General features: G+C 59.4%; 25 protein-coding genes and 1 tRNA gene. 9 read left to right on the top strand and 17 right to left on the bottom strand.

Annotation, left to right across the window (positions count from 1 at the left end):
* Positions 1-2: 2 nt before the first annotated feature.
* Complete coding sequence (locus G5S37_RS16175; protein ID WP_165205499.1) at positions 3-251, bottom strand: hypothetical protein; 249 nt, start codon at positions 249-251, stop codon at positions 3-5.
* A 346-nt stretch (positions 252-597) separates the two neighbouring features.
* Here G5S37_RS16175 and G5S37_RS16170 point away from each other — a divergent pair, with 346 nt between their 5' ends.
* On the top strand, positions 598-1,905 hold the full coding sequence (locus G5S37_RS16170; protein WP_165205498.1) for a hypothetical protein: 1,308 nt from the start codon (positions 598-600) through the stop codon (positions 1,903-1,905).
* 21 nt (positions 1,906-1,926) lie between these two features.
* On the opposite strand, the gene G5S37_RS16165 is transcribed toward G5S37_RS16170, so the two are convergent.
* The 3 genes from G5S37_RS16165 to G5S37_RS16155 form a co-directional block, all read right to left on the bottom strand.
* A complete protein-coding gene (locus tag G5S37_RS16165; protein ID WP_165205497.1) occupies positions 1,927-2,142 on the bottom strand; it encodes a hypothetical protein in 216 nt (71 codons plus the stop codon).
* 62 nt (positions 2,143-2,204) lie between these two features.
* A complete protein-coding gene (locus tag G5S37_RS16160) occupies positions 2,205-2,531 on the bottom strand; it encodes a hypothetical protein (RefSeq protein ID WP_165205496.1) in 327 nt (108 codons plus the stop codon).
* A gap of 93 nt (positions 2,532-2,624) precedes the next feature.
* Positions 2,625-3,173, bottom strand: coding sequence for a hypothetical protein (locus G5S37_RS16155; RefSeq protein ID WP_165205495.1), 549 nt, complete (start codon positions 3,171-3,173; stop codon positions 2,625-2,627).
* A 213-nt stretch (positions 3,174-3,386) separates the two neighbouring features.
* Between G5S37_RS16155 and G5S37_RS16150 the strand changes: the two genes are divergently transcribed.
* Positions 3,387-3,683 (top strand): hypothetical protein, encoded by a 297-nt coding sequence (locus tag G5S37_RS16150; RefSeq protein ID WP_165205494.1) that lies wholly within the window; start codon positions 3,387-3,389, stop codon positions 3,681-3,683.
* Between the two features lie 428 nt (positions 3,684-4,111).
* On the opposite strand, the gene G5S37_RS16145 is transcribed toward G5S37_RS16150, so the two are convergent.
* The 10 genes from G5S37_RS16145 to G5S37_RS16100 all read right to left on the bottom strand — a co-directional run bounded on the left by G5S37_RS16145 (position 4,112) and on the right by G5S37_RS16100 (position 12,323).
* Positions 4,112-5,920 (bottom strand): endo-1,4-beta-xylanase, encoded by a 1,809-nt coding sequence (locus tag G5S37_RS16145; RefSeq protein WP_165205493.1) that lies wholly within the window; start codon positions 5,918-5,920, stop codon positions 4,112-4,114.
* 192 nt (positions 5,921-6,112) lie between these two features.
* Positions 6,113-6,337 (bottom strand): hypothetical protein, encoded by a 225-nt coding sequence (locus tag G5S37_RS16140; RefSeq protein ID WP_165205492.1) that lies wholly within the window; start codon positions 6,335-6,337, stop codon positions 6,113-6,115.
* A gap of 143 nt (positions 6,338-6,480) precedes the next feature.
* Positions 6,481-6,924: a DUF2726 domain-containing protein gene (locus G5S37_RS16135; RefSeq protein WP_165205491.1), complete on the bottom strand. Its 444-nt coding sequence runs from the start codon at positions 6,922-6,924 to the stop codon at positions 6,481-6,483.
* Between the two features lie 360 nt (positions 6,925-7,284).
* A complete protein-coding gene (locus tag G5S37_RS16130) occupies positions 7,285-7,836 on the bottom strand; it encodes a hypothetical protein (protein WP_165205490.1) in 552 nt (183 codons plus the stop codon).
* 268 nt (positions 7,837-8,104) lie between these two features.
* The gene (locus G5S37_RS16125; protein ID WP_165205489.1) at positions 8,105-9,073 is read right to left on the bottom strand and encodes a hypothetical protein; all 969 of its coding nucleotides are present in this window, start codon (positions 9,071-9,073) and stop codon (positions 8,105-8,107) included.
* 53 nt (positions 9,074-9,126) lie between these two features.
* On the bottom strand, positions 9,127-10,092 hold the full coding sequence (locus G5S37_RS16120; RefSeq protein WP_165205488.1) for a phosphatidate cytidylyltransferase: 966 nt from the start codon (positions 10,090-10,092) through the stop codon (positions 9,127-9,129).
* Positions 10,093-10,125: 33 nt separating this feature from the next.
* Entirely contained in the window at positions 10,126-10,374 is a 249-nt protein-coding gene (locus G5S37_RS16115; RefSeq protein WP_165205487.1) for a hypothetical protein, read from the bottom strand.
* Between the two features lie 7 nt (positions 10,375-10,381).
* A complete protein-coding gene (locus G5S37_RS16110) occupies positions 10,382-11,011 on the bottom strand; it encodes a lysophospholipid acyltransferase family protein (protein WP_165205486.1) in 630 nt (209 codons plus the stop codon).
* 7 nt (positions 11,012-11,018) lie between these two features.
* Positions 11,019-11,720 carry a CDP-alcohol phosphatidyltransferase family protein gene (locus G5S37_RS16105; protein ID WP_165205485.1) on the bottom strand — a complete coding sequence of 234 codons (702 nt, stop codon included), beginning with the start codon at positions 11,718-11,720 and terminating at the stop codon, positions 11,019-11,021.
* An 87-nt stretch (positions 11,721-11,807) separates the two neighbouring features.
* Positions 11,808-12,323, bottom strand: coding sequence for an arsenate reductase ArsC (locus tag G5S37_RS16100; RefSeq protein WP_165205484.1), 516 nt, complete (start codon positions 12,321-12,323; stop codon positions 11,808-11,810).
* Between the two features lie 225 nt (positions 12,324-12,548).
* Between G5S37_RS16100 and G5S37_RS16095 the strand changes: the two genes are divergently transcribed.
* Entirely contained in the window at positions 12,549-12,962 is a 414-nt protein-coding gene (locus G5S37_RS16095) for a cupin domain-containing protein (protein ID WP_240914888.1), read from the top strand.
* Between the two features lie 10 nt (positions 12,963-12,972).
* Here G5S37_RS16095 and G5S37_RS16090 read toward each other — a convergent pair whose 3' ends face one another.
* The 3 genes from G5S37_RS16090 to G5S37_RS16080 all read right to left on the bottom strand — a co-directional run bounded on the left by G5S37_RS16090 (position 12,973) and on the right by G5S37_RS16080 (position 14,727).
* Complete coding sequence (locus G5S37_RS16090; RefSeq protein WP_165205482.1) at positions 12,973-13,536, bottom strand: hypothetical protein; 564 nt, start codon at positions 13,534-13,536, stop codon at positions 12,973-12,975.
* 60 nt (positions 13,537-13,596) lie between these two features.
* Entirely contained in the window at positions 13,597-13,986 is a 390-nt protein-coding gene (locus tag G5S37_RS16085) for a cupin domain-containing protein (RefSeq protein WP_165205481.1), read from the bottom strand.
* A 135-nt stretch (positions 13,987-14,121) separates the two neighbouring features.
* Positions 14,122-14,727 carry a hypothetical protein gene (locus tag G5S37_RS16080; protein ID WP_165205480.1) on the bottom strand — a complete coding sequence of 202 codons (606 nt, stop codon included), beginning with the start codon at positions 14,725-14,727 and terminating at the stop codon, positions 14,122-14,124.
* A 141-nt stretch (positions 14,728-14,868) separates the two neighbouring features.
* On the opposite strand from G5S37_RS16080, the gene G5S37_RS16075 reads away from it, so the two are divergent.
* The 6 genes from G5S37_RS16075 (at position 14,869) to G5S37_RS16050 (ending at position 19,273) form a co-directional block, all read left to right on the top strand.
* Entirely contained in the window at positions 14,869-15,366 is a 498-nt protein-coding gene (locus tag G5S37_RS16075; RefSeq protein WP_165205479.1) for a metallophosphoesterase family protein, read from the top strand.
* 33 nt (positions 15,367-15,399) lie between these two features.
* A complete protein-coding gene (locus G5S37_RS16070) occupies positions 15,400-16,350 on the top strand; it encodes a rhomboid family intramembrane serine protease (RefSeq protein ID WP_165205478.1) in 951 nt (316 codons plus the stop codon).
* Positions 16,351-16,370: 20 nt separating this feature from the next.
* On the top strand, positions 16,371-17,051 hold the full coding sequence (gene rsmD / locus G5S37_RS16065) for a 16S rRNA (guanine(966)-N(2))-methyltransferase RsmD (protein ID WP_165205477.1): 681 nt from the start codon (positions 16,371-16,373) through the stop codon (positions 17,049-17,051).
* Complete coding sequence (locus tag G5S37_RS16060; protein ID WP_165205476.1) at positions 16,936-18,273, top strand: glycosyltransferase N-terminal domain-containing protein; 1,338 nt, start codon at positions 16,936-16,938, stop codon at positions 18,271-18,273. The genes rsmD and G5S37_RS16060 overlap by 116 nt, the downstream gene beginning before the upstream one ends.
* Positions 18,274-18,341: 68 nt before the next feature.
* Positions 18,342-18,416: transfer RNA gene (locus G5S37_RS16055), tRNA-Glu, on the top strand.
* A 257-nt stretch (positions 18,417-18,673) separates the two neighbouring features.
* Positions 18,674-19,273 carry a MarC family protein gene (locus G5S37_RS16050; protein WP_165205475.1) on the top strand — a complete coding sequence of 200 codons (600 nt, stop codon included), beginning with the start codon at positions 18,674-18,676 and terminating at the stop codon, positions 19,271-19,273.
* The last annotated feature ends 18 nt before the right edge of the window (positions 19,274-19,291 follow it).

Raw genomic sequence — 19,291 nt, 5'->3', positions numbered from 1 at the left:
CGCTAATGATGTTTGTGTTGAGGGTGGTGATGGCCATGACTGGTCATCACCACTTCATATAGAAGCGTCTCGCCCGCGTGGCAGATGCGCACTTTCTTCCGTCGGACGAGTTCTCCCCAGACATTGGGAAAATCCTCGGTGAGCTCGGGATGCAGCTCGTGGATGCGAGAGACGATGTCCCTCAGGCTGAACTGCCTGCCTCGACTCCTGCAGATCTCGAGCACGTAAACGGTGGCTGATTTCTCATGCATGACACCCTCCACCTAGGGATCGCGGGCCGGAAACGGCCTGGTCTTTGGAAAATGGTTGAAATGAATCCGGCAAGGCGAAGGGCTGGCTGGGATACAAGCTACGGCGGATGACGGAGATGCCCAGTAGGCGTCCCGACCACAGACTCGAAGAGGAAACGCCCGTCAGCATCCTTGCCCGGAAATTGGCGTTCTGCTATTCTGCTGAACAAAAGGCCTTTACCCCTCGTCCTCGGGCCCTGCCGAGCGTCTGCTTGTTGATTGATTTTCGAATTCCAACCGCCGGGTCTCCGGCAACGAAAGGGATGGCCTTATGAAAAGATTTCCGTGGTTATTTGCCCGGTGCGTGATGCCCAGCAGGCTGGTAATCGTCGGTAGCATCACGTGCCTCCTGGCTGGGAGCCAACTGGCTTGGGCGGAGGATGCCAGTGCCGAAGTGCAGGCCGCGTTTGCCCGGCTTGCGGACGCTTCCAATGCGACGTTCCAGTGGCGCACCGAGATCGTGCCTGCAATGCCACAGGGGGTGGGGGACATCTCGGGCAAGGCAGAGCGCGACGGATGGACATTGCTCACGCAAACATCACCCAATGGTACCTACGACATTGCGTTCAAGAAGCGCAAGGGGCTCATCAAGATGCCAAACGGCTGGAAGACCGTGGCAGAATTGATTCAGGAAGAGAATGACCGGGAGAAGAAGAGTGACCGTCCACGGCCGATGCGGAGGGAACTCACCATGCTCACCAGCAAGAAACTTCCCGCCGAGATGGCATTGGCAATGGCGCGTGCGATCACCTCTTTTAAGATGGAGGGGGACTTCTACACCGCGGAGCTAACTCCCGAGGAGGTGATGAAGGCCCTCGGCCTGGACAAGAAGAAGGGTGTCGTCACTCCCGCGAAGGTGAACGTCCGCATTCGCATCGAGCAGGGATTTCCGGTGTTGATGGAAATGCAGCAGCGCTTTGAGGAAGGTGGAGTGACGCGGGGATTCAATATCACCGCGAAGTTCTCAGACATCGGGACGACCAAAGTGGAAGTACCGGTAGAGGCTAAGCAACGCATGGATCAGGCTCCAGTAGCGGTACCGGCAGCAGCGGTGGTGTCGTCACCCACAGGTGCGGGCCTCAGCCGTGAAGAGGCGCTCGCGGTGGCTAGAAAGGTGCAGGAGCAACTCGCGAGCATCAATACAATGCTCTTCATCCACGCCGTTGGGAACGAGGGTAGATATCCCGAAGGGAAGACCTCCAATGATGTGTTCCGCGTGCTCTTCCAGAGTGGTGTCTTTGAGAATGAGATGCTCTTCGCCATACCCGACGGCCGGGCGCGCAGCACGGGGAGGCTGCCCGATGGTCAGGTGGGAACGGTGGACGATGGTTTTTCCAAAGCCCTCGCGCCGGGGGAGTGTGACGTCACACTGGTAGCGCCCTTGCCGCCGGGTACACCACCCTCGCGGAACAGGCCGGTACTGCGGGCGGAGATCAAAGCTTCAGACGGCACCGTCGTAGTGATCTTTGCCTTGGCCCATGGCAAACCTTACATCGTGGAGACCCGCGATGGCGTTGTCTTTGACGAGCCACCCAATGACAAGGTGGACCTCTTCAGTGCAACCGCAGGCGTGGAGCCCGCGCATCTGCTGAAGCCAGCCGTGACGACGCCGTGAAACCACTTCGTGGTGTCGGCGCTACAGCGTATTCCTGTCCTCCACCACCGTCGTGGCAGGCGGGCTGGTCACCACATGGGCAGTGCGCGTACGGGTGGCAGCGCCGATAAGGCCGAGACCCAGGAAGATGACGCTGGCGATCTGCACATACAGCAGCGGCACGCCAATCACCAAAGCGCCCCAAGCGAGGCCACCAATGAGGAGGAGGTATCCGAGGATGTAGACGAAGATTCTCATGGAGATAACAGTGGGGTTTGTTCGTTCCATGAATCGTCCGTGAGAGGAGAAGTGGCGGTGCGTCACTCCATGCGTTCCTCGTACCACTTCACGGGATCATCGAGATCGATGTCCTCGCCTTCCTGTGCATCTGCCATGGCCCAGTGCTGGCGCTGACATAGTGCCGCCAGTTGCCTGATATGGTTGTAGCCGCCATTGGTGTAGATGTCTCTCACGGCTCCCTCTTCGATGGCGAGATCCAGAGTGAAGCCTCCATCCACGATCAATCCACCTTCGGTGAACGTTCGCCATTCAAATCCTGGAAATGCATTCTCAAGTGCGGTCTTTACGGCTGCAGGCTCTCCGAGCGAGGTGCCCTCAGGACTGTAGATCAGCAGATTCCAAGACATGCTTTCATGTCTCAGATGTCCTTTGCATCTTGTCATGCATTTTCGAGCCCATTTGGTTGATGTCGGACCTATGCGGATACTGGATGAGAATTGTCATCCCTTCTTCACACCCACGTACACGCCCAACCCGGCATCATCATAGCCATAGCTCCAGCCATCGAGCGTGGCACCCACATACTCGACCTTGATGCCGTGGGTGCGCAGAATGTGGGCAAAGGCTTCACGGTAGTCAGCATCACCGGTGATCCACACATCCACCGGCACGGGCACACCAGCGATGGGATCAATGACTTGAAACGAAGATGACCAGCCCTCCTTATAGCACACCTTCTGCAGGGCCAGCGCGAAGGTCACGGATTCACGATGATTCTTCAGCGCGCCAAAGTGCATGATCACGGGTGGGTGAGCGCGGAGGAAGATCTTCAAGTCGCGCTCCAGGCCCTTGGTAACCCAGCGCGGCGCATTCGGGTCCTCCAGATGATCGCGTGCGCGCTCGGCCTCAGCACGCAGGGCTTTCTGTTCTGTGCGAAGCACGGCTTCCTCCTTTCCCCTGAAGTATTGCACGGCGACCATGCCCCCCATGACGAGAAGGAGTCCCAGTAACTGAACCGCCAGAGCGATATTGTAGTAAGGAATGCTCATCGGTCGAATGAGGAAGAGGGTTGAAAATGAGGCGGACAACAGATGCAGGCTGCGTGGGGAGCGGGTGGCGACGAACCCGGTTCCTATAGGGAGTTGGTAAGTGCCCGGGCGGTTGTGACGCAGCATTTGCTTTCACGTCATCGTGGATTTCGGCCGAAGCAGGGGCGCCAATTTACCAGTGGCGCCAGGGAGCTTTTGAGCCACCGTGTACCCATGTCGAAGTGGGTTCTGCTGTTGCTGGTACTGATAGGCCTGTACGCGCTGAGCATGGGTCCGCTCGTGGGGCACTATTCCCACAAGAGCGGAAAAACAGTCATGGTACCCACCTGGCTCCGGACCTACGGCGGTCCCTACCTCTGGGCCTATGCCAACTCACCCAAGCCAGTGCAGGAGATCTCGGATGAGTACTTCCGCTGGTGCAAAGACAAATTGGCCAACTCTGAAAAACAGATCGAGAGCCTGAAAACGCAGGGCGCTCCGAACAAGCCGCCGCCGATTTTTGGATTTTGAGTGTGGCTGAGGGGCGAAGGTTCCCTTCGCCTGTTGAACCTTTCGTAATAGGCTGACGCCGGTGGTGAGCCCCACGAGATGGACTGCATTTCCGAAGTTGCTGCCTGAAGGGCTGCAGGAGGCCAGCCCAGGGTTAGAGAGCCTTAGCGACCGACACCCTGGGTGGTGTACACAAATGCATCCCACCCTGAAGGGGTGGAGGAGCCGTCACAAGAAGCATGTCACGCGTCAGAGGATTGCCTCCCTCTCCGCGACCCCTTCAGGGTCGAGCATCTTTTCTCATCAACCCAGGGTGTCGGTCGCCGAGGCTCCCTAACCCTGGGCTTTGCTCTTGTGCCCCTTCAGGGCACGGCTGCCAGACTGATGACTGCCAAATATTTGGGATGACACTGTCAGTCTATTACGCAAGGCTCAATAAGTCGTAAGTTCTAGCGTGGAGAGGCTTCCATCCTCACCTTGACCGACGTACCCTCAGCAGAGGCTTCGACGTCCTTTGTCTTTGAGCCTTTCACGGTCACTTCATACCAGCCGGGGAAGCCACGCCAGTGCAGCCTGCCTTCCGCATCCGTCTTCAGGGTGACTTTGGTTTGCCACCTTTTTCCAATCCATTCCTCCAGCACTTCACCGCGCTTCTTGAGGGTCCAGTCAAGATTCCATGAGGCCGCCTCAGGTTTCCAGTGGGAGCCCTCCCAGAATCCCCACAGGAGGAAGCTGGTGTACGCAGGATGACTGAAGGTCGCGATCAACACATCCCGCGTGTAGTCCGCCGCCAGCTCGTCATCATTCGTCGTGACGATGTCATATTCAGTGATGGACTGCTGCTTCACGAGCTTCTGGAAGTGATCGGTAACTTCCAGGAGATGCGTGGGAGAGGGGAGATAGCTCTCATCGAAGTGGGCTTGATTACCGAGCCCCTGTACTGCGAGACCCTCCGCCTGCAGGCGCTGGATGTAGGTGAAGGTGTCATCATGCTGCGGTCCCGGGCGGAACACCTGGTCCTCGTTCACAAAGAAGGGCAGTTGCGTCTGGGTGCGCGCCAGCTGGAAGATTTCTTCATCAAGCTTCTCCAGTCCCGGTCGCTTGTTCAGCATGTCCGCACCGCTCCACGCGATGGGATGATTGATCACATCCCACTCGCACACGCGATCTTTCACAAACGTCAAACGCTCGCGCACACTGGCCAGCACACGGTCATGAATGGCCTGGTTGTCCTTCACTCCATCGAAGTTGAAGGGCGTAGCCACCTGCATGAGGTAGTGTCCGCGCACGCGGATGTGCCGTTCGCCGAGCCAGGCAAAGCTCTGCTCCAGGTCGGCATTGCGCTTCTCCTTCCGTCCATCGTCGAAGAAGGGCTCCCAATTTCCATCCTTCAGATCATTCTCAAACACCACAATGCTGAAGAGCCGATCCACAATCTCCCGGTAGCGCGCATCATCCGCGCTGGTTCCGCAGAGATGCTTCGCCGTCACGGCGGAGCCGAAGCCAAACGCATGGCGGCGCAGCTTGAGATGGACTTCCGTGTTGGACAAAGCCGCGCCCTCGGAGTTTGTGAGTGCCAGGGAAAGTTCTGCCTTCCGGTGCTTCTCGATGCGCTCCAAGGCGGCTTTCCTCCAAGGGGCATCTGCCTCGCGTCCAATGTAGGTGCGTTTGATGCGGGGGAATCCAGCGGTGACAGTCCCGGTGGGGTACTTGACCACCCGCACGGACTGTACCTCCAGTGTCTGCTTTTTGTGGCCGCACAGCAGTTGCACCACGATGTCTCCGGGTGGGATATCACCCCGGGGCACGAGCGTCACGGGCAGGTCTGTCCAGGTGGGCGGCACGGGAATCTCCGTCGTGTCCGCCAGTGCTTGGTAAGGGGCTGCTTTCATCTGCAGCTTTACCACCATCGCCCCCATCTCCGGCGTTGCACCTGCGGAGCGTGCCTTTACCACCACGAGGAGGGGCTCTTCTTTTTGCAGGCTCGCGCCGCACGGTGTGGTGAGAAGTGCCGAGTATGATTTCGCCGGCACGGGCTGGCTCACTACGAGCCGCTTTCCTCCGCCTTCCAAGGGCTCGGCGGTGCCCACTTCCTTTCCCACCCACGCCTCCAGCGTCGAGCCATCCTGCAAGGTGGTTCCGCCGGTAGGATGCTCAATGGCCTGAATCATCGGACTGACAAAGAAGCTGGTCGCCAGGGTGAGCGTGCAGACCAGATGTGAGACCGTGGAGGGAGAGGGAAACAATTGTGCGGCCATGGGTGAAAGAGAACCGGAGAGAGGGAAGGTAGGAAGGACCCGTGCAGTCTGGTGGGATCCGCAGGGAATCAGTGATTCAGCGGAATCACAGGCACAACGGCAAGACAATCGAAAAATGCCGGGCAGGCTCCGGGCCTGGGCTCGGGCTGGGCTTTTATGCAGCCCTTTGGTACTGCCGTCTGTGGCTGTGAGTCAGGGATGCTCTGTCCCTGCAGGAGCGTCTGTAGGAGTTCCAATGGCTTTGGAGAGCATGTTGTTCGATGCCAGCAATGCTCCGAGGAGCAGGCAGGGAATGATGATTGGCCAGGGAAATTTGGTGGAGGCGAAGGCGACGTGGAAGATGCCCGGAAGGACCATCGCCATGACCCACAAGAGGGTGTTCCACTTCAGCATCTGATTCTTTTGTGATGTGGTCATAGGTCACGCGAGCTGGATGTGAATGCGGGGGCCTGACGGGAATATCGTCTGGATTTTCCCGGTTTGGAGCAAGCCCAAACTTTCGCACCAACGTTGCGTGCACTCTTGCTTCACCGGCGTTTCGGGACACCAGGTGCATCACCTCAAGACACTTGAGGGCGGCCAACAGTCAGCCAGAACTTGTCGCGCACCTCATTAGGGTTGCAGCCTTTGGAGGCCGCAAAGCGGAGCAGGGGAATGCCGGCAGCAGCCAGGCAGTTATCAACAAATCCATCACGCGCCCGCCGTTCATCCCGATCGTGGGAGGCGTCGTCCAGCTCGATGCAGCAGACCAGCGCGAGGCTGGAGGGCTCACACACGACGAAGTCAATGTGCTTGGAGGAAAGCTGGTTGAAGGCCGTCCACCAGGAAGGTCCGTCCACGGAGACCGGCTTCACGATGTCTGCCATCCGCACCTTCGAGAATACGACGAACTGCCCATTCAATTCATTCTGCAGCACGCCGAAGAATGAGCGTTCCGCCTTCGACAACAGATGCACCTTGGAACGATACTCCGCGGTCGTTCCCCCAGAGGAAGCTAATCCCATCTCGGCGGCTCCAACCCGGGTTTCGCGTTTGAACATACGGAGGCCCTCACGCCCCAGCAACAGCAGAAGCAGCAAGAAGCCCAAAGCACCGAAGATTGATAGCACTGACCAAGGATCCATAAAAAAACCCGGCAAGATAAAGCCCACCGGGTTGCTATAAGGTGGAAAGGTTGAGGACGATACCGAGCCGTTTTGTGCCTATGCAACCGTGTAGAAGCACAAGACGCGATCGTACGCTTGCGGGAACGTGGCGCAAGCGGCTGATCAAAAAATCTTCCAACGCCGAGGTCTCTCGCTGAAGGAGATGAACGGAAATTAAGATAGCAAGTGCTGGATGGGGAGGCCTCTCAAGAGAGTTGCTTAATGCACGTTGCCGGACAAAGACGTCCTGAACGCTTCCACTTTTCGCAGCGATGCGTCTGTGAGTTGGCTTAGGGGCACACGGACCTCCAGCTTATCATCACGCCGGACAAATACGTCTCTCTGGGTGAGCGTGAGGATCTGCGCGCGGATGGTCCTACCATCCTTGCTCTCCAGAACGAGCATATCATTGTCCTCCATTGCAGCCTCTTCTCTGACGGCAACTCTCACCGCCTTCTCCAGTGCTGCATCTGCGGCCTCCGTCGCCTCCTGATGTTGAGGGTTCGGTCGCCAATGTGCGATCGCGATGGCAGCGGCTACGCCCAGTGCGGCGATCACGATGTTCGTGATGGTGCCCGACCACCTTTCCCCAAACGTCTCTGGAGATGGAGGCCCGCCCCGGCTCAATCTCATGGCACCTGCGCGGTGTTCCAGTTGCCCGTTACACCGCTCGCATACGATAAGCTTTCTCCCTGCAATGTGCCACTTGTAGCGGCGGCCGTCGAAGGTTTTGCTACAGGTCTGGCAGCGTTTCGAGAAGAGGCCGAACATGGAAGGTGTGAGAGCTAGGGGCTCGCGTGCTGGATACCCTCGCATTACACCCCAAGTTCAGCACAACTGTCAATGAAACAGCGGTGGTGTTTGGGAAGGCGCGAATGCGGAGCGGGAGACGAGCTGAACCCTCGAGAAGCCTGGAAATCGTGGCCTCCCGGTCCACACAGGGTACAATCGTGCGGCGAACCCTCGCCGCACACACATTGCCTGCCGTGCTCGCACCGCAGGCAGCGGTGCGCCTGACGTTCGTTCTGCGTTCCCTGAATCAGGGAACCACTTCACCGGAGCCAGTGTAGATCCACTTCTCCACCTTGCCGTTGTAGATGCGGGCCTGGGCCTGGGTGTCGAAGTCGCCGAACATGGTCTTTGTGGTGTAGTCCACGATGACGGTCCAGTAGTCCTTGCCGTCGATCTTCTCCACCTGGGCGTCGCCCCACTTCTTCACGTTGGTGGGGGTGATTTCGGTCACCTGACCGGCCTTCATGCTGGCAAGGAGGACTTCGTAGGAACCGTCAGCCGACTTCGCCGGAGCTCCAGCGCTGACCGGTGCGGAGGCACCACCACCGGACTTCTTCGCTTCCTGGGCGCGACCAGCGGATTCTTTGGCGAAGAGGTGCTGGCGGCGCTTGTACTCGGTCATGTTCACCTTCCAGTTGTCATACGCGGCGGTCAGCACGGCCTTGAGGTCGGTGTCATCGATGGAGACTTGGGAGGCGGGAGCGCCGGGATCAGGCGAGGTGGCCACCATGAGGTTCAGGCCTTCCTGGCCCGTGACATAGGCGGTGCCGCCGGCTGGCATCTTGGAACCAATCTTGTTGCCGTTGATGACGCGGACGAACTCAAGGGGCTTCATGACCTTCACCGGGCGGGGCGGGTTGAAGGCGCTCTTGGGAATCTCCATCCATCCCTTCACCACTTCCTCAATGGGAGGGAACACCGGGGCAATGAAGCCATCAGCATCGGGCTTGGGCGTGTTGTCCACGACCATGGGAGGAGGGGTCATGGGCGGAGCGCTCGGCATCGGCTCTGGCTTGGGAGGCTCGGGCTTCGGCTCCTCCATCTTCGGCGGCGGGGGCGGGGGCTCTTCAAGTTTCACCACCGTGGGCTGGACTTCCACGGGGATCTCCGCCTTGGGTTTCTCCAGGCCAAGGAAATCGGCAAGCGGCTCGTAAGCGTAGAAGTACGACACGGCGCCGACAGCGACCAGGAGGAGAAGCAGACCAAAGGCTTTCATGGATTTTCTTGAGGAAACGGGCAATAGCTAATACGATTTTGTGCGGTTGTAAATTAGTCCGGCTGGAAAAAGTAGCGCAAGATATGGAAGAATACCGGGGCTGAAAAGCACAGGGAATCAATGCGATCCAGCATGCCCCCGTGTCCCTCAATCAGGGTACCCCAGTCCTTGATGCCGCGTTCCCGCTTGATGGCGGACATCACCAGGCCTCCAAAGAAGCCCGTCACGCAGAGCAGCATGGCCACGAGGAACGCCTGCCAAGGGTTGAACGGAGTGAGGCGGAACATGCACGCGCCGAGCAGGCTGGCCGTGGCCACCCCGCCAATGAAGCCTTCCACCGTCTTCTTGGGGCTCACTTTCGGGACAATGGGCCGCTTCCCGCACAATTTGCCCCACACGTACTGCAGGACGTCACTACCCTGGGTCACGGCAATGAGGAAGAGCACCAGCCCGCCGGGGCCCATCCGCATGGTCTCCACCTTCAGGTTCATGATCATGGGAATGTGGCTGATGAAGTACACGCACACCATCAGGCCCCACTGCGTGCGGGCGTTCCGCTCCAGGAAGTCCTTTACGTCCCCCTGCAACACCGTAAGCATGGGGATGAGCACGAACGCATACACCGGAATCATGATGGCAAACATCCCGTACCAGTTCACTGCCACGAGGTAGAACTGGTAGGGCACGATGAGGAAGAAGCTCACGAAGAGCGCCCAGTGATCCGCGCGCCGGGTGGGTGTGGCGGTCAGGAACTCCCGCAAGGCCAGAAAGGAAATGAGGCCAAAAACAATCGCCGTTCCGGGAGATGAGAGCGACAGCGCTCCGATGAGCACCAATACCATGACCCACCAGCTCTTGGTGCGGGCATTGAGATTGGAGACGGTGGCTTTCCCAGACTCACTCTTGGTGGTCTTGGAAAGGATGAAGCCAATGACGCTTGCCACGATGAGGACGCCGAAGACGACCATCATGACGTTTTGACTGACTTGGGAGGACCAGTTGATGATGGCGAGGAACATGGAAAGTGCGGCTGTAAGCAGAAAAAAGGAAAATCACGAGAGCTTGCCTGGCATGCGACCGGACCACCCGATGGCGAAGGAGACGAGCATGCAGATCCAGGTGGTGAGGACCAGCTTCACCTTCACGCCCTCCTCGCGGACTGAGAACCAGCAGACACTCCAGGCCACCAGCAGAAGGAGGAACTGCCACAGCCACACCTGCTTTGCCTTCCACGAGTTCAGCAGGCTCAGCAGGGAAAGCATGACAATCATGACCAGAATGGCAAAGTCCGGCCACGACATGTGATTATCAAAGGCTCTCAGCATGGGTCGCGTGAGGCATCAGATTCACCACGGCCTCCTGGGTGCGCTTCAGGAAGTCCTGCTTTTTCTCGCCAGGCTCGAGCTTGAGCGGTGCCCCGAAGACCACACTGCTGAGTAGGGGAATGGGAAGGAGGTGTCCCTTCGGCAGGATGCGGTTCAGATTCTGCAGGTACACAGGCACGAACTCCGCCTCCGGTACCTTCGCCGCGAGGTGGTAGAGGCCGGGCTTGAAGGCGCACATGGTGCCGTCCGCACTGCGCGTGCCCTCGGGGAAAAGAATAAGCGAATTCCCCTCCCGCATGGCGGTGGCCATCTGCTCGATGGGATTGTCCTTTCGAGTGATGCCCTCACGAGCGATCAGCAGCGAATTGAAAAGCCCCACCGCGATCGCGCGGTTGGCGGCGGTCTTTCCCCAGTAGTCGCGGGCGGCCACGGGGCGGGTGCACTCCCGGGCGGCAGCCGGGAGGGCGGCCCAGAGGGTGGCGAAGTCAAGATGACTGCCGTGGTTCGCGAAGTATACGCGCAACTGCCCGCACGGTGCCGGGCAATCCACCCATACGGGATTCACCCCGGTGATGAGCCGGGTCAGGAAGACGGAGCTGGAACGCAACCACATGGGAGCCTCAAGGAGTGTTTGACGCTTTCTTGTGCAAATCCGCTGAAATGAGACGAAGTCTCCTCCAACAAGTCACCAGACTGCCGACCACAATGATGGCCAGGGCGACGGTCATCACGTTCTCCGCCGGCTTGCCATCCTGCCGCCACCAGAGTTCCCCGATGCTCAAAAGGCAGGCGAGGGTGAGCACGGCCATGCGATGCTGTTTTGCCATGGGGCCGATGAAACTCTGCGTGCCCACGAGGGTACCTCCCAGCACGCGGATGTAGGCGGTCATCAGTGCGAGCACGGCGGCAATCCAACCCAAAGGCATGCCCCACAGCTTGATGATCCAGTCATTGCAGTAGCCTGCGGCCAGGAGAAAAAGCGGGTCGGCGATGCGGTCCGGCACTTCATTGTAGAGCCCTCCCACCACGCTCTTCTTACCGCCTTCGATGGCGACCATGCCGTCGATAAGATTGCACACGAGTCGGAGCTGGATGCAGGCGGCCGCGCCGACCCACATGAGCGTGGCAGCAGTCTTGCAGCAGGCGTAGCTCACGGTCATCATGAGCGCAGCGCCTGCGATGGCGAAAACGATGCTGACCACCGAAACCGCGTTCGGCGTGATGCCCATGGCATCTACTTTCCGGGCGAGGGCCTGAGCCCACTTGGCATTGCGTGTCTTGAGTTCGCGGCGGCTTCCGGTACCAATATCTTTTGGCTCCATGGCGTAAGCCTATGGAGCAGAACTTTGCAGAACGCAATACCAGCTCGTGAGACAATGGCTGCCGGGTAAGGGATCCCCGGGGAAATGTCAGGCTTTGGCTTCTGCCTCCTGAGTCTTGGCTTCGGCTTGAGCTTGGGTCTGAGCGTGGGTCGCCACTGCCGCCTGGCGTTTCTTCTCTTCGGCGGCCCACTTTTCGATGTGCGCCTTGATGTCGTCCCGCAGGGCGCGGGTTTGGTCCAGTTTCTCCTCCTCTGTCCCCTCGAAGTGGGCGGGATTGGGGAAGCTCCAGAAGAGGCGCTCCGTGAGTCCGGGGAAGAAGGGACAACGCTCGTCCGCACTCTGGTCGCTCACGCCGATGACACGGTCGAAGCGCTCGCCCCTGCTGAAGAGGTCGAGCACCCCCTTGGTGGGGCTGTTGGAAATGTCGATCCCCACCTCCTTCATCACCTGCACGGTATTGGGATCCAGGATACCGGGTTCAAAACCAGCACTTTTCGCCTGGGCGAGATCGGGCTGGAGGTGGTTCAGCCATGCCTCGGCCATCTGGCTGCGGGCCGCATTTCGAACGCACACGAACAGGACCTTGAGGGTACGAGCTTCCATGAGAACGAGCGATGAAGGATTGTTTTAGAGTGAATCGCCGACCACCCCTCCTGCGCAATGCGGCGATCCTGACAATCCTGTCACATGAGGACGCTGGGGGCGGAAAGTGACTGAAGAGGGTAGCCGCAAAGGGCCGCAATAGGCGCAGGACAGGGGACCCTTTTGGGGCATGTTGATCACATTTTGCCTTTTCCGATGGGGCGACGTCGCTATCCTGCCCGCCCCATGTCTGACGAAATCGCTTCACGCCGCTTTGTGACCGCCGCCGAGAAGGTGGATTTCCTTTCTCCCTGGACGTTGGAGGAGTGGCTTTGCCGTGGTGATATTGTGAAGAATGAGCACCTGCTCATGGTGCGGGCGAACATGGAGCCGGGAAAGGATCATCCGTTCCACACACACCCGACGCGGGAGGAAATGATCTACATCATCTCCGGTCGCGCTGAGCAGTGGGTGGGGAAGGAGAAGCGCATTCTTGGACCCGGGGAGATGGCTTTCATTCCCATGGGGGAAGTGCACGGGACGTACAATCCGTTTAACGAACGTCTGGTCTTCCTGGCGATTCTCTCGCCCGCCAATGCGGCAGATCCGGCGATTGTGGACGTGAGCGAGCAGGAGCCGTGGAAGTCGCTGCGGCAGTAGCAGGCCTAGCTTAACCGATCCATGAAGCCTCAGAGGCCGGATCGGCATAAACGGGAGGCTGGGGGAGTTCCTCAATGGAATACTCCTTCAGCACGCGCATGAGGTCGTCGATGCCGGACGTCGGCACCAGGTTTCTTCTGCCCACGGCGGTCATACCTTCACTCGCAAGTTGGATGAACAGGATCCCCTCGAACAATACGAAGCCGCGGATGGCTGACCACGGGATGAAGGATTGCATGTCACACACGGTCTGACGGAGGCCCTCATCCAACACTTCAAAACGCACCCGCAGTTTCCTGTTTTCTCCGAAAGACTTTCGAACCAAGGACCAGTACCTCTTGGGAGTGGGGCCCTGTCTGTACGCGTAGATGGCAAACACCACCACGAATACTGCCAGCACGAAATAGTGCCCCGCCATGAACGCGGAGACTCCGCCAACGATGGCCAGGGCGGCCCAATAACCAATCGTCTCCCGCTGGGAGTACCAATGAGAGTTGTAGGCATGAGGATTCTGCAGGCGGAATTTCACAAACTCCTCCTCGGTCCCGAAATCGTACTCCAAAACCAACGCCATGATCCGAAGGGGTAAACTGAGCCTGACTCAAGCACGGAGCCGTCCGCTCACCACGCTCTCCTATACCTGCTCCATTTCGAAGTAATCATCCTCCGCAATGTCCGGGATGCCCACCACCAGGACGCGCATGCGGCCGCGGGCGCCGTGGACGACACCGGGTGGGATGTGTACCAAGGACCCGGCGTGCACTTCCTGCTCCACGCCATCCAGCAGCACGCTGCCGCTGCCTTCCAGCACGTAGTAGAGCTCGGTGGAGCGCTTGTGGTAGTGCAGCTTGGCGCCATCGATATCCACCGCGTGAGCCCATGCGGCGGGGGAGAGGCTGGCGTCTTCGCGACTGATAAGACGGTCCCGCCAGCCGCAGGTGCTGCGCTCGCGGGGAGTGTGGCCTTCGTGCCGAATGAGCAACGGACCAGTCGTTGCGGTGGTGACGGCACTGGTGGAGTCCATGACGCAAGCATTCGCATTGTCCACGGGCCTGTCAACCAACCCGGAAGACGGGTGGGGGAGACGTAGCGTGGGTAGCAGGTACAAAAAAGCCCCGCCGGGTGGCGGGGCTTTGCAGAGAAAATTGTCGTGGCGCTATCAGGGAGCAGCGGCGGGCTTGGCTGCACCGCCAATCTCCGTGGCGATCGGCTGCTGCATGTCCGGAACGATGAACCACTTCTTGGTGTCTTCCTTGTCCTGGACGAGGGAGACGAGCAGGAGCTCTTCGATTTTCACCTTCGTGGTGTCCTGCGTGGTGCGGATCAGCGCGTGAACGATCTTGCCACCGTCTTCAGGAACAAGGCCGAGGACATTGATCTGGAGGGTGTCCTGCTTCTTCTTGAGATCCTCAGGGCTCACCTTCATGCGCTTATGCACGGCCTCACGGTCGGCGATGAAGGCCTCCTGCGGGGTCATCTTCTCAAGGTCCTTGATGTCCTTTACGCCGAGCATGGCGAGCTTGGTGGCCTCCACAGACATGGTCTCGGAGTTCTTCACGTTGTTGATCAAGCTGAGGCGGCGGCGCTCCAAGAAGGTGGGCTGCAGCATGGCGGACACTGTCTTCCAGTCCTGTTTTGCCACGGTTTCGAGGTACGACTTCACCAATCCGGTCGCGGGATGGTCTGCAGGCAGATTTTCCGCTGGGGCGGGAAGGCTGATGGCGAGTGCGATGCCGAGGGTGGCAATGATGGCGCGAAAATTCATACAGTACTGGACTTGTGAGGCGAACGGCTAGTGTGCGGTGATTCTTCGTTCGCGCAAGCCCTAGACGCTGGCAAATTGGGCGTCAAATGGGAAATCCCCTGATGACCCATTTGGATGGCCAAACCTTTGTTCTCAATTTGCATGAAAGCCGCCATTGTAAGTGACATTCACGACAACATCTGGAACCTGGAAACAATCTTGGGCCAAATCCATGATTCAGGCGCGGAGGTGTTGCTGTTCCTTGGGGATTTTTGCGCCCCCTTCACACTGGCACAGCTGGCGGAGGGATTCAGAGGTCCGATTCACGTGGTCTTCGGCAACAACGATGGAGACACCTTTCTCATCTCGAGGGTGGCGGCGAAGCACCCGCAGGTGACCCTGCACGGGCAGCTCGCCGAAATCGAGCTGGGTGGGAGGAAGGTGGGGCTGAACCACTACCCGGACATCGCCCGGCGGCTGGCGGAGAGCGGGGCTTATGACGCGGTCTTCAGCGGGCACGACCACCAGCGGTACATCCACCAGATTGGCCACACCCTCTGGGCAAACCCGGGAGAGGTGATGGGCCGGTTTGGCCAGCCGGGTTTTGGGATGTGGGATACGGAGACCATGGATTTTTCACATGTGGATTTGGCGCGCTGAGCCGATCTGTGGTAAGAAGGAAATACAATTCACATGGCTCTGCATGACCGAGACTACATGCGTGGGCGGCGATCCTTCCGCTGGAAGGATCTGATGCCAGACGCTGTGACAGCATTGATCCTCCTCAATGTCGCGGTCTTCCTGTTGCAGCACCTTTTCCGCATGGCGGTGGATGAGAGAGGCCGTCCCTGGGGTACATTCTCCCTGGCGGCCCTGATGGATGGCCGGGTCTGGACACTCTTCACCCACTTGTTCGTGCACCAGGGACTGGTGCATGTGGCGCTGAACTGCACCGCGCTTTTCCTGGCTGGGAAGGCAGTACAGGCCCTGTTGGGTGCCAAGCATTTCCTGTACATCTACTTCCTTTCCGGAGTGGTGGGTGCTGCCTCCCAGGCGGTCGTGGGTCTTGCCTTGGGCCAGCATCCAGTCGTGATGGGTGCCTCTGCTGCCACCTATGGCACCTTCCTTGCCCTGGCGGCGATGCTGCCGCAGGAGTCGGTGAGTGCCATGCTGCACTTCGTGCTTCCCGCCAGACTCCGGTTCTGGACGGTGGCCATGTGTGCCATGGGCGTGACCTCTGTTCTTGCCCTGGCACAAATCACCAGAGTGTGGCCCACGGAGGGTTCTTACTTTGCGCATCTCGGTGGAGCCCTGGCGGGCTGGTGGTTCGTCCGCCTGCTGGGCTACGGCGGGCCGCCGGTCACGTATGAGAGGATGTGGAACGAACGGCAACGCACGGAAGAGGCACGCGCCTTTGCGGGTGTGCCCCGCCGCAAGCGCGCCGCGCGAGTGGTAGAGGAGCCAGCTGCCCTGCCACCGCCGGTCAGTACCCGGGATTTCATTGCCCGGGAGATTGACCCGCTGCTGGACAAGATTGCCGAACATGGGCTGGACAGCCTGAGCAGCGAAGAGCGGGAGATGCTGGATCGTGCACGGGAGGAAATCATGCGGCGCGATCAAAGTGGTGGCACCGCGCGGAAGTAGGTGGGAGAGAGTGCTACTCCATGAGGATCATCGCAGGAAGTGCCGGGGGCATCCCGGTCAAAGTCCCCCCCAGTGTGACACGCCCCACCACGGACCGCGTGCGTGAAGCGGTATTCTCCATGCTGGGCGAATCGGTGGTGGAGGCTCGGGTATTGGATCTCTTTGCCGGCTCCGGAGGCATGGGGCTGGAAGCGCTGAGCCGGGGTGCGGCCCAAGCCACCTTCGTGGAGCAGCAGGGCCAGGCCGCCTCCATCATTCAGGACAACCTCACCCGCTCGCGACTGAAGGGCGGCCAGATCGTAAAGGCAGATGCGTTTGCGGCCTTGCGGCGGCTCGTGGAAGGCGGCACGCGCTTTGACATCATCTTTGCAGATCCACCTTACGCCAAGAAGCCGGGTGACATCGACTTTGGGATGAAGCTCCTGGCAGATGAGAACCTGCGCACTGTGCTGCAGCCCGGAGGCATCTTCGTGCTGGAAAGCATGGTGACAAAGGGCGGCGACGGAGCTATCGCCGGATGGGACGTCATTCGCGATCGCGCGTACGGCTCCACCCGCATTCTTATCCTGCAACTTCCGACTCTACATGATGGTGCGATTCCTGGTGCTGCTGCTCTACAATTGTCTCCAGCCCCTGATGTTCCTGGCCATGGCGCCCAAAGCCTGGAAGAAGATGAAAGCGCGCGGGGGGAAGGCGTATGATCTCTGGCAGAGGTTCGGGCACTTTGATGTTGATGACGAAAACAGGGTGCGTGCTCTTCGCAGTACCGGCGAGCTGTGGTGGATTCACGCGGTGAGCGTGGGTGAGGTGGGCATTGCGGTGAAGCTCATCCGTGAGCTGCGCAAGCGGCGTCCGGACCTTGGCTTCTTCGTGACCACGACCACGCCGACCGGACTGCGGCAGTTTGAGGACTTTGCTGCGAAGTGTGACGGGCGGGTGATCCCCATGTACAGCGCGCTGGATGACTGGCGTGGCGTGCGTCGTTTTCTGAACCTGATTCAGCCGAGCCAGCTCGTGCTGGTGGAAGCGGAGGTGTGGCCGAATCTGGTGCAGGCCTGTCATGCACGCGGCATCCCAGTGAGCCTGGTGAATGCACGCCTCTCCCCGCGATCTGAGCGGCGCTTCCGCAAGGTGCGTTTCCTGGTGGAGCCCATCTATGAGATGCTCGACCACGTGGGCGTGCAGGAGGCGGACGACCCGCAGCGATTCGCTTCCGCGCTGGGCATTCGGCCAGGATGTATCGTGCACACGGGGAGCATCAAGTTTGATACGGCAGGTGAGAAGGAGCCGGTGGAGCAGGTGGCCGCATTCCGGGCATTGCTTTCCAACATAGGCATCACGGCGGAGCGTCCCATCCTGCTTGCCGCGAGCACGCATTCCGGAGAGGAACTGGCGCTGGCGAAGATGTACCAGCGTTTGCGCAAGGATGTGCCCGGGGTGTATTATGTTGTAGTGCCTCGTCACGCCGAGCGTGGTGAGGAGATTGCGAAGGAGCTGGAAGGAGTGGGCCTGCAGGTGCGGCTGAGATCCGCGCTTGGCGGGGAGGCCACAGCCTCTGCAGGAGACGTCCTGGTGGTGAACTCCACGGGTGAGCTGCGTGCCTGGCAGTACCTTGCGAGCGTGGTGGTGATTGGGAAGAGTTTTCTCGGCACGGGCGGACAGAATCCTGCGGAAGCAATCGTGGCCGGGAAGCCGGTGGTCTTCGGCCCGCACATGGAGAACTTCTCGGCGCTGAAGGATCTGCTCCTGCAGCATGGCGGGGCCCTGGAAGTGGCTGATGTCGATGCCGCCGAGGTCGCGATTCGTTCGCTGATGCAATCGCCCCAGAAAGGGCAGCAACTCGCTCTGGCTGGGCGCAAAGCCCTCGACCCTCATACGGGCGCGACGGTGCGCACGGTTGATCTTCTTTCCGGCAAAAACTAACGCCGAAAAACATCAAAAAGTAGTTGCATCTTCTTCATCCCTAAGCATTATAAACGCCCGCTCAACAAGACCCTTTCGTCTAGCGGTTAGGACACGGCCCTTTCACGGCTGTAACACGGGTTCGATTCCCGTAGGGGTCGCCATCTTTTCTGTATCAAAGGAGAAGACGGTCGCATAGAATGCGAGGCATGAGCAGGCCTATCGAGATAAAATTCTCGTCTGCGTTTGTCAGGACAATGTCTCTTCGAGAGCAGTCCTGTTTTGGATCATCCGGACATGGGCAGACCGGTTCATATGGCGAAGCTTTTCACCGTCTTCGACTGCCATATGCAAACGCGCAGGAGTTCCTTCCTACCGGGAGGTCCGTCTTCAGCATTCCATCGTGAACTTCTGATCTGATATGACCCCTCCCGCCTGGCTCAACGCATTTGTCCTCTTGCTTCTGGTGCTGGACCCGATTGGCAACATCCCTACTTTCATCGCGCTGCTGCGGGGGGCACCGTCGGCGCGGAGGAAAACGATCGTGCTGCGGGAGTGCGCGGTGGCGACGGTGTTGCTGATACTCTTCCTGTGGGTTGGGGATCAGTTCTTGAAGGTGCTGGGACTTTCGCAAAGTTCGCTGGGGATTGCGGGCGCGATCATCTTGTTTCTGATTGCTCTGCGCATGGTGTTTGAGTCCTCGGCGAAGGTCTTTGGCGGGATGCCGGAAGGGGAGCCTTTCATTGTGCCGCTGGCGATACCGATGCTGGTGGGGCCTTCGGCACTGGCGACGGTGATCCTGCTCGGCTCGGAGCATCAAGTGGGCAAGGGCACGGCGATCCTGGCGATCGTACTCGCGATGAGCGTGACCACCGTGGTGCTATTGCTGAGCGAGCGCATCGCACGTGTGCTGGGCGAGCGCGGGCTTCAGGCCATGGAGCGGCTGATGGGTCTGCTGCTGACGGCGATTGCTGTGGAGATGTTCCTCCGCGGTATCAAGGAGTTCATGAAGGCGGTGTAGGAAGGAAAGTAGTCCGCA

It is taken from the genome of Roseimicrobium sp. ORNL1, from assembly GCF_011044495.1.
Lineage (GTDB): Bacteria > Verrucomicrobiota > Verrucomicrobiia > Verrucomicrobiales > Verrucomicrobiaceae > Roseimicrobium.
This window is presented reverse-complemented; position numbering and strand designations above follow the sequence as displayed.

What these genes read in the sequence shown, in the direction of transcription:
- G5S37_RS16175 (WP_165205499.1), bottom strand. Translation starts at nt 251, where the DNA reads ATGCATGAGAAATCAGCCACCGTTTACGTGCTCGAGATCTGCAGGAGT.
- G5S37_RS16170 (WP_165205498.1), top strand. Translation starts at nt 598, where the DNA reads ATGCCCAGCAGGCTGGTAATCGTCGGTAGCATCACGTGCCTCCTGGCT.
- G5S37_RS16165 (WP_165205497.1), bottom strand. Translation starts at nt 2,142, where the DNA reads ATGAGAATCTTCGTCTACATCCTCGGATACCTCCTCCTCATTGGTGGC.
- G5S37_RS16160 (WP_165205496.1), bottom strand. Translation starts at nt 2,531, where the DNA reads ATGTCTTGGAATCTGCTGATCTACAGTCCTGAGGGCACCTCGCTCGGA.
- G5S37_RS16155 (WP_165205495.1), bottom strand. Translation starts at nt 3,173, where the DNA reads ATGAGCATTCCTTACTACAATATCGCTCTGGCGGTTCAGTTACTGGGA.
- G5S37_RS16150 (WP_165205494.1), top strand. Translation starts at nt 3,387, where the DNA reads ATGTCGAAGTGGGTTCTGCTGTTGCTGGTACTGATAGGCCTGTACGCG.
- G5S37_RS16145 (WP_165205493.1), bottom strand. Translation starts at nt 5,920, where the DNA reads ATGGCCGCACAATTGTTTCCCTCTCCCTCCACGGTCTCACATCTGGTC.
- G5S37_RS16140 (WP_165205492.1), bottom strand. Translation starts at nt 6,337, where the DNA reads ATGACCACATCACAAAAGAATCAGATGCTGAAGTGGAACACCCTCTTG.
- G5S37_RS16135 (WP_165205491.1), bottom strand. Translation starts at nt 6,924, where the DNA reads ATGGGATTAGCTTCCTCTGGGGGAACGACCGCGGAGTATCGTTCCAAG.
- G5S37_RS16130 (WP_165205490.1), bottom strand. Translation starts at nt 7,836, where the DNA reads ATGTTCGGCCTCTTCTCGAAACGCTGCCAGACCTGTAGCAAAACCTTC.
- G5S37_RS16125 (WP_165205489.1), bottom strand. Translation starts at nt 9,073, where the DNA reads ATGAAAGCCTTTGGTCTGCTTCTCCTCCTGGTCGCTGTCGGCGCCGTG.
- G5S37_RS16120 (WP_165205488.1), bottom strand. Translation starts at nt 10,092, where the DNA reads ATGTTCCTCGCCATCATCAACTGGTCCTCCCAAGTCAGTCAAAACGTC.
- G5S37_RS16115 (WP_165205487.1), bottom strand. Translation starts at nt 10,374, where the DNA reads ATGTCGTGGCCGGACTTTGCCATTCTGGTCATGATTGTCATGCTTTCC.
- G5S37_RS16110 (WP_165205486.1), bottom strand. Translation starts at nt 11,011, where the DNA reads ATGTGGTTGCGTTCCAGCTCCGTCTTCCTGACCCGGCTCATCACCGGG.
- G5S37_RS16105 (WP_165205485.1), bottom strand. Translation starts at nt 11,720, where the DNA reads ATGGAGCCAAAAGATATTGGTACCGGAAGCCGCCGCGAACTCAAGACA.
- G5S37_RS16100 (WP_165205484.1), bottom strand. Translation starts at nt 12,323, where the DNA reads ATGGAAGCTCGTACCCTCAAGGTCCTGTTCGTGTGCGTTCGAAATGCG.
- G5S37_RS16095 (WP_240914888.1), top strand. Translation starts at nt 12,549, where the DNA reads ATGTCTGACGAAATCGCTTCACGCCGCTTTGTGACCGCCGCCGAGAAG.
- G5S37_RS16090 (WP_165205482.1), bottom strand. Translation starts at nt 13,536, where the DNA reads ATGGCGTTGGTTTTGGAGTACGATTTCGGGACCGAGGAGGAGTTTGTG.
- G5S37_RS16085 (WP_165205481.1), bottom strand. Translation starts at nt 13,986, where the DNA reads ATGGACTCCACCAGTGCCGTCACCACCGCAACGACTGGTCCGTTGCTC.
- G5S37_RS16080 (WP_165205480.1), bottom strand. Translation starts at nt 14,727, where the DNA reads ATGAATTTTCGCGCCATCATTGCCACCCTCGGCATCGCACTCGCCATC.
- G5S37_RS16075 (WP_165205479.1), top strand. Translation starts at nt 14,869, where the DNA reads ATGAAAGCCGCCATTGTAAGTGACATTCACGACAACATCTGGAACCTG.
- G5S37_RS16070 (WP_165205478.1), top strand. Translation starts at nt 15,400, where the DNA reads ATGGCTCTGCATGACCGAGACTACATGCGTGGGCGGCGATCCTTCCGC.
- rsmD (WP_165205477.1), top strand. Translation starts at nt 16,371, where the DNA reads ATGAGGATCATCGCAGGAAGTGCCGGGGGCATCCCGGTCAAAGTCCCC.
- G5S37_RS16060 (WP_165205476.1), top strand. Translation starts at nt 16,936, where the DNA reads ATGATGGTGCGATTCCTGGTGCTGCTGCTCTACAATTGTCTCCAGCCC.
- G5S37_RS16050 (WP_165205475.1), top strand. Translation starts at nt 18,674, where the DNA reads ATGACCCCTCCCGCCTGGCTCAACGCATTTGTCCTCTTGCTTCTGGTG.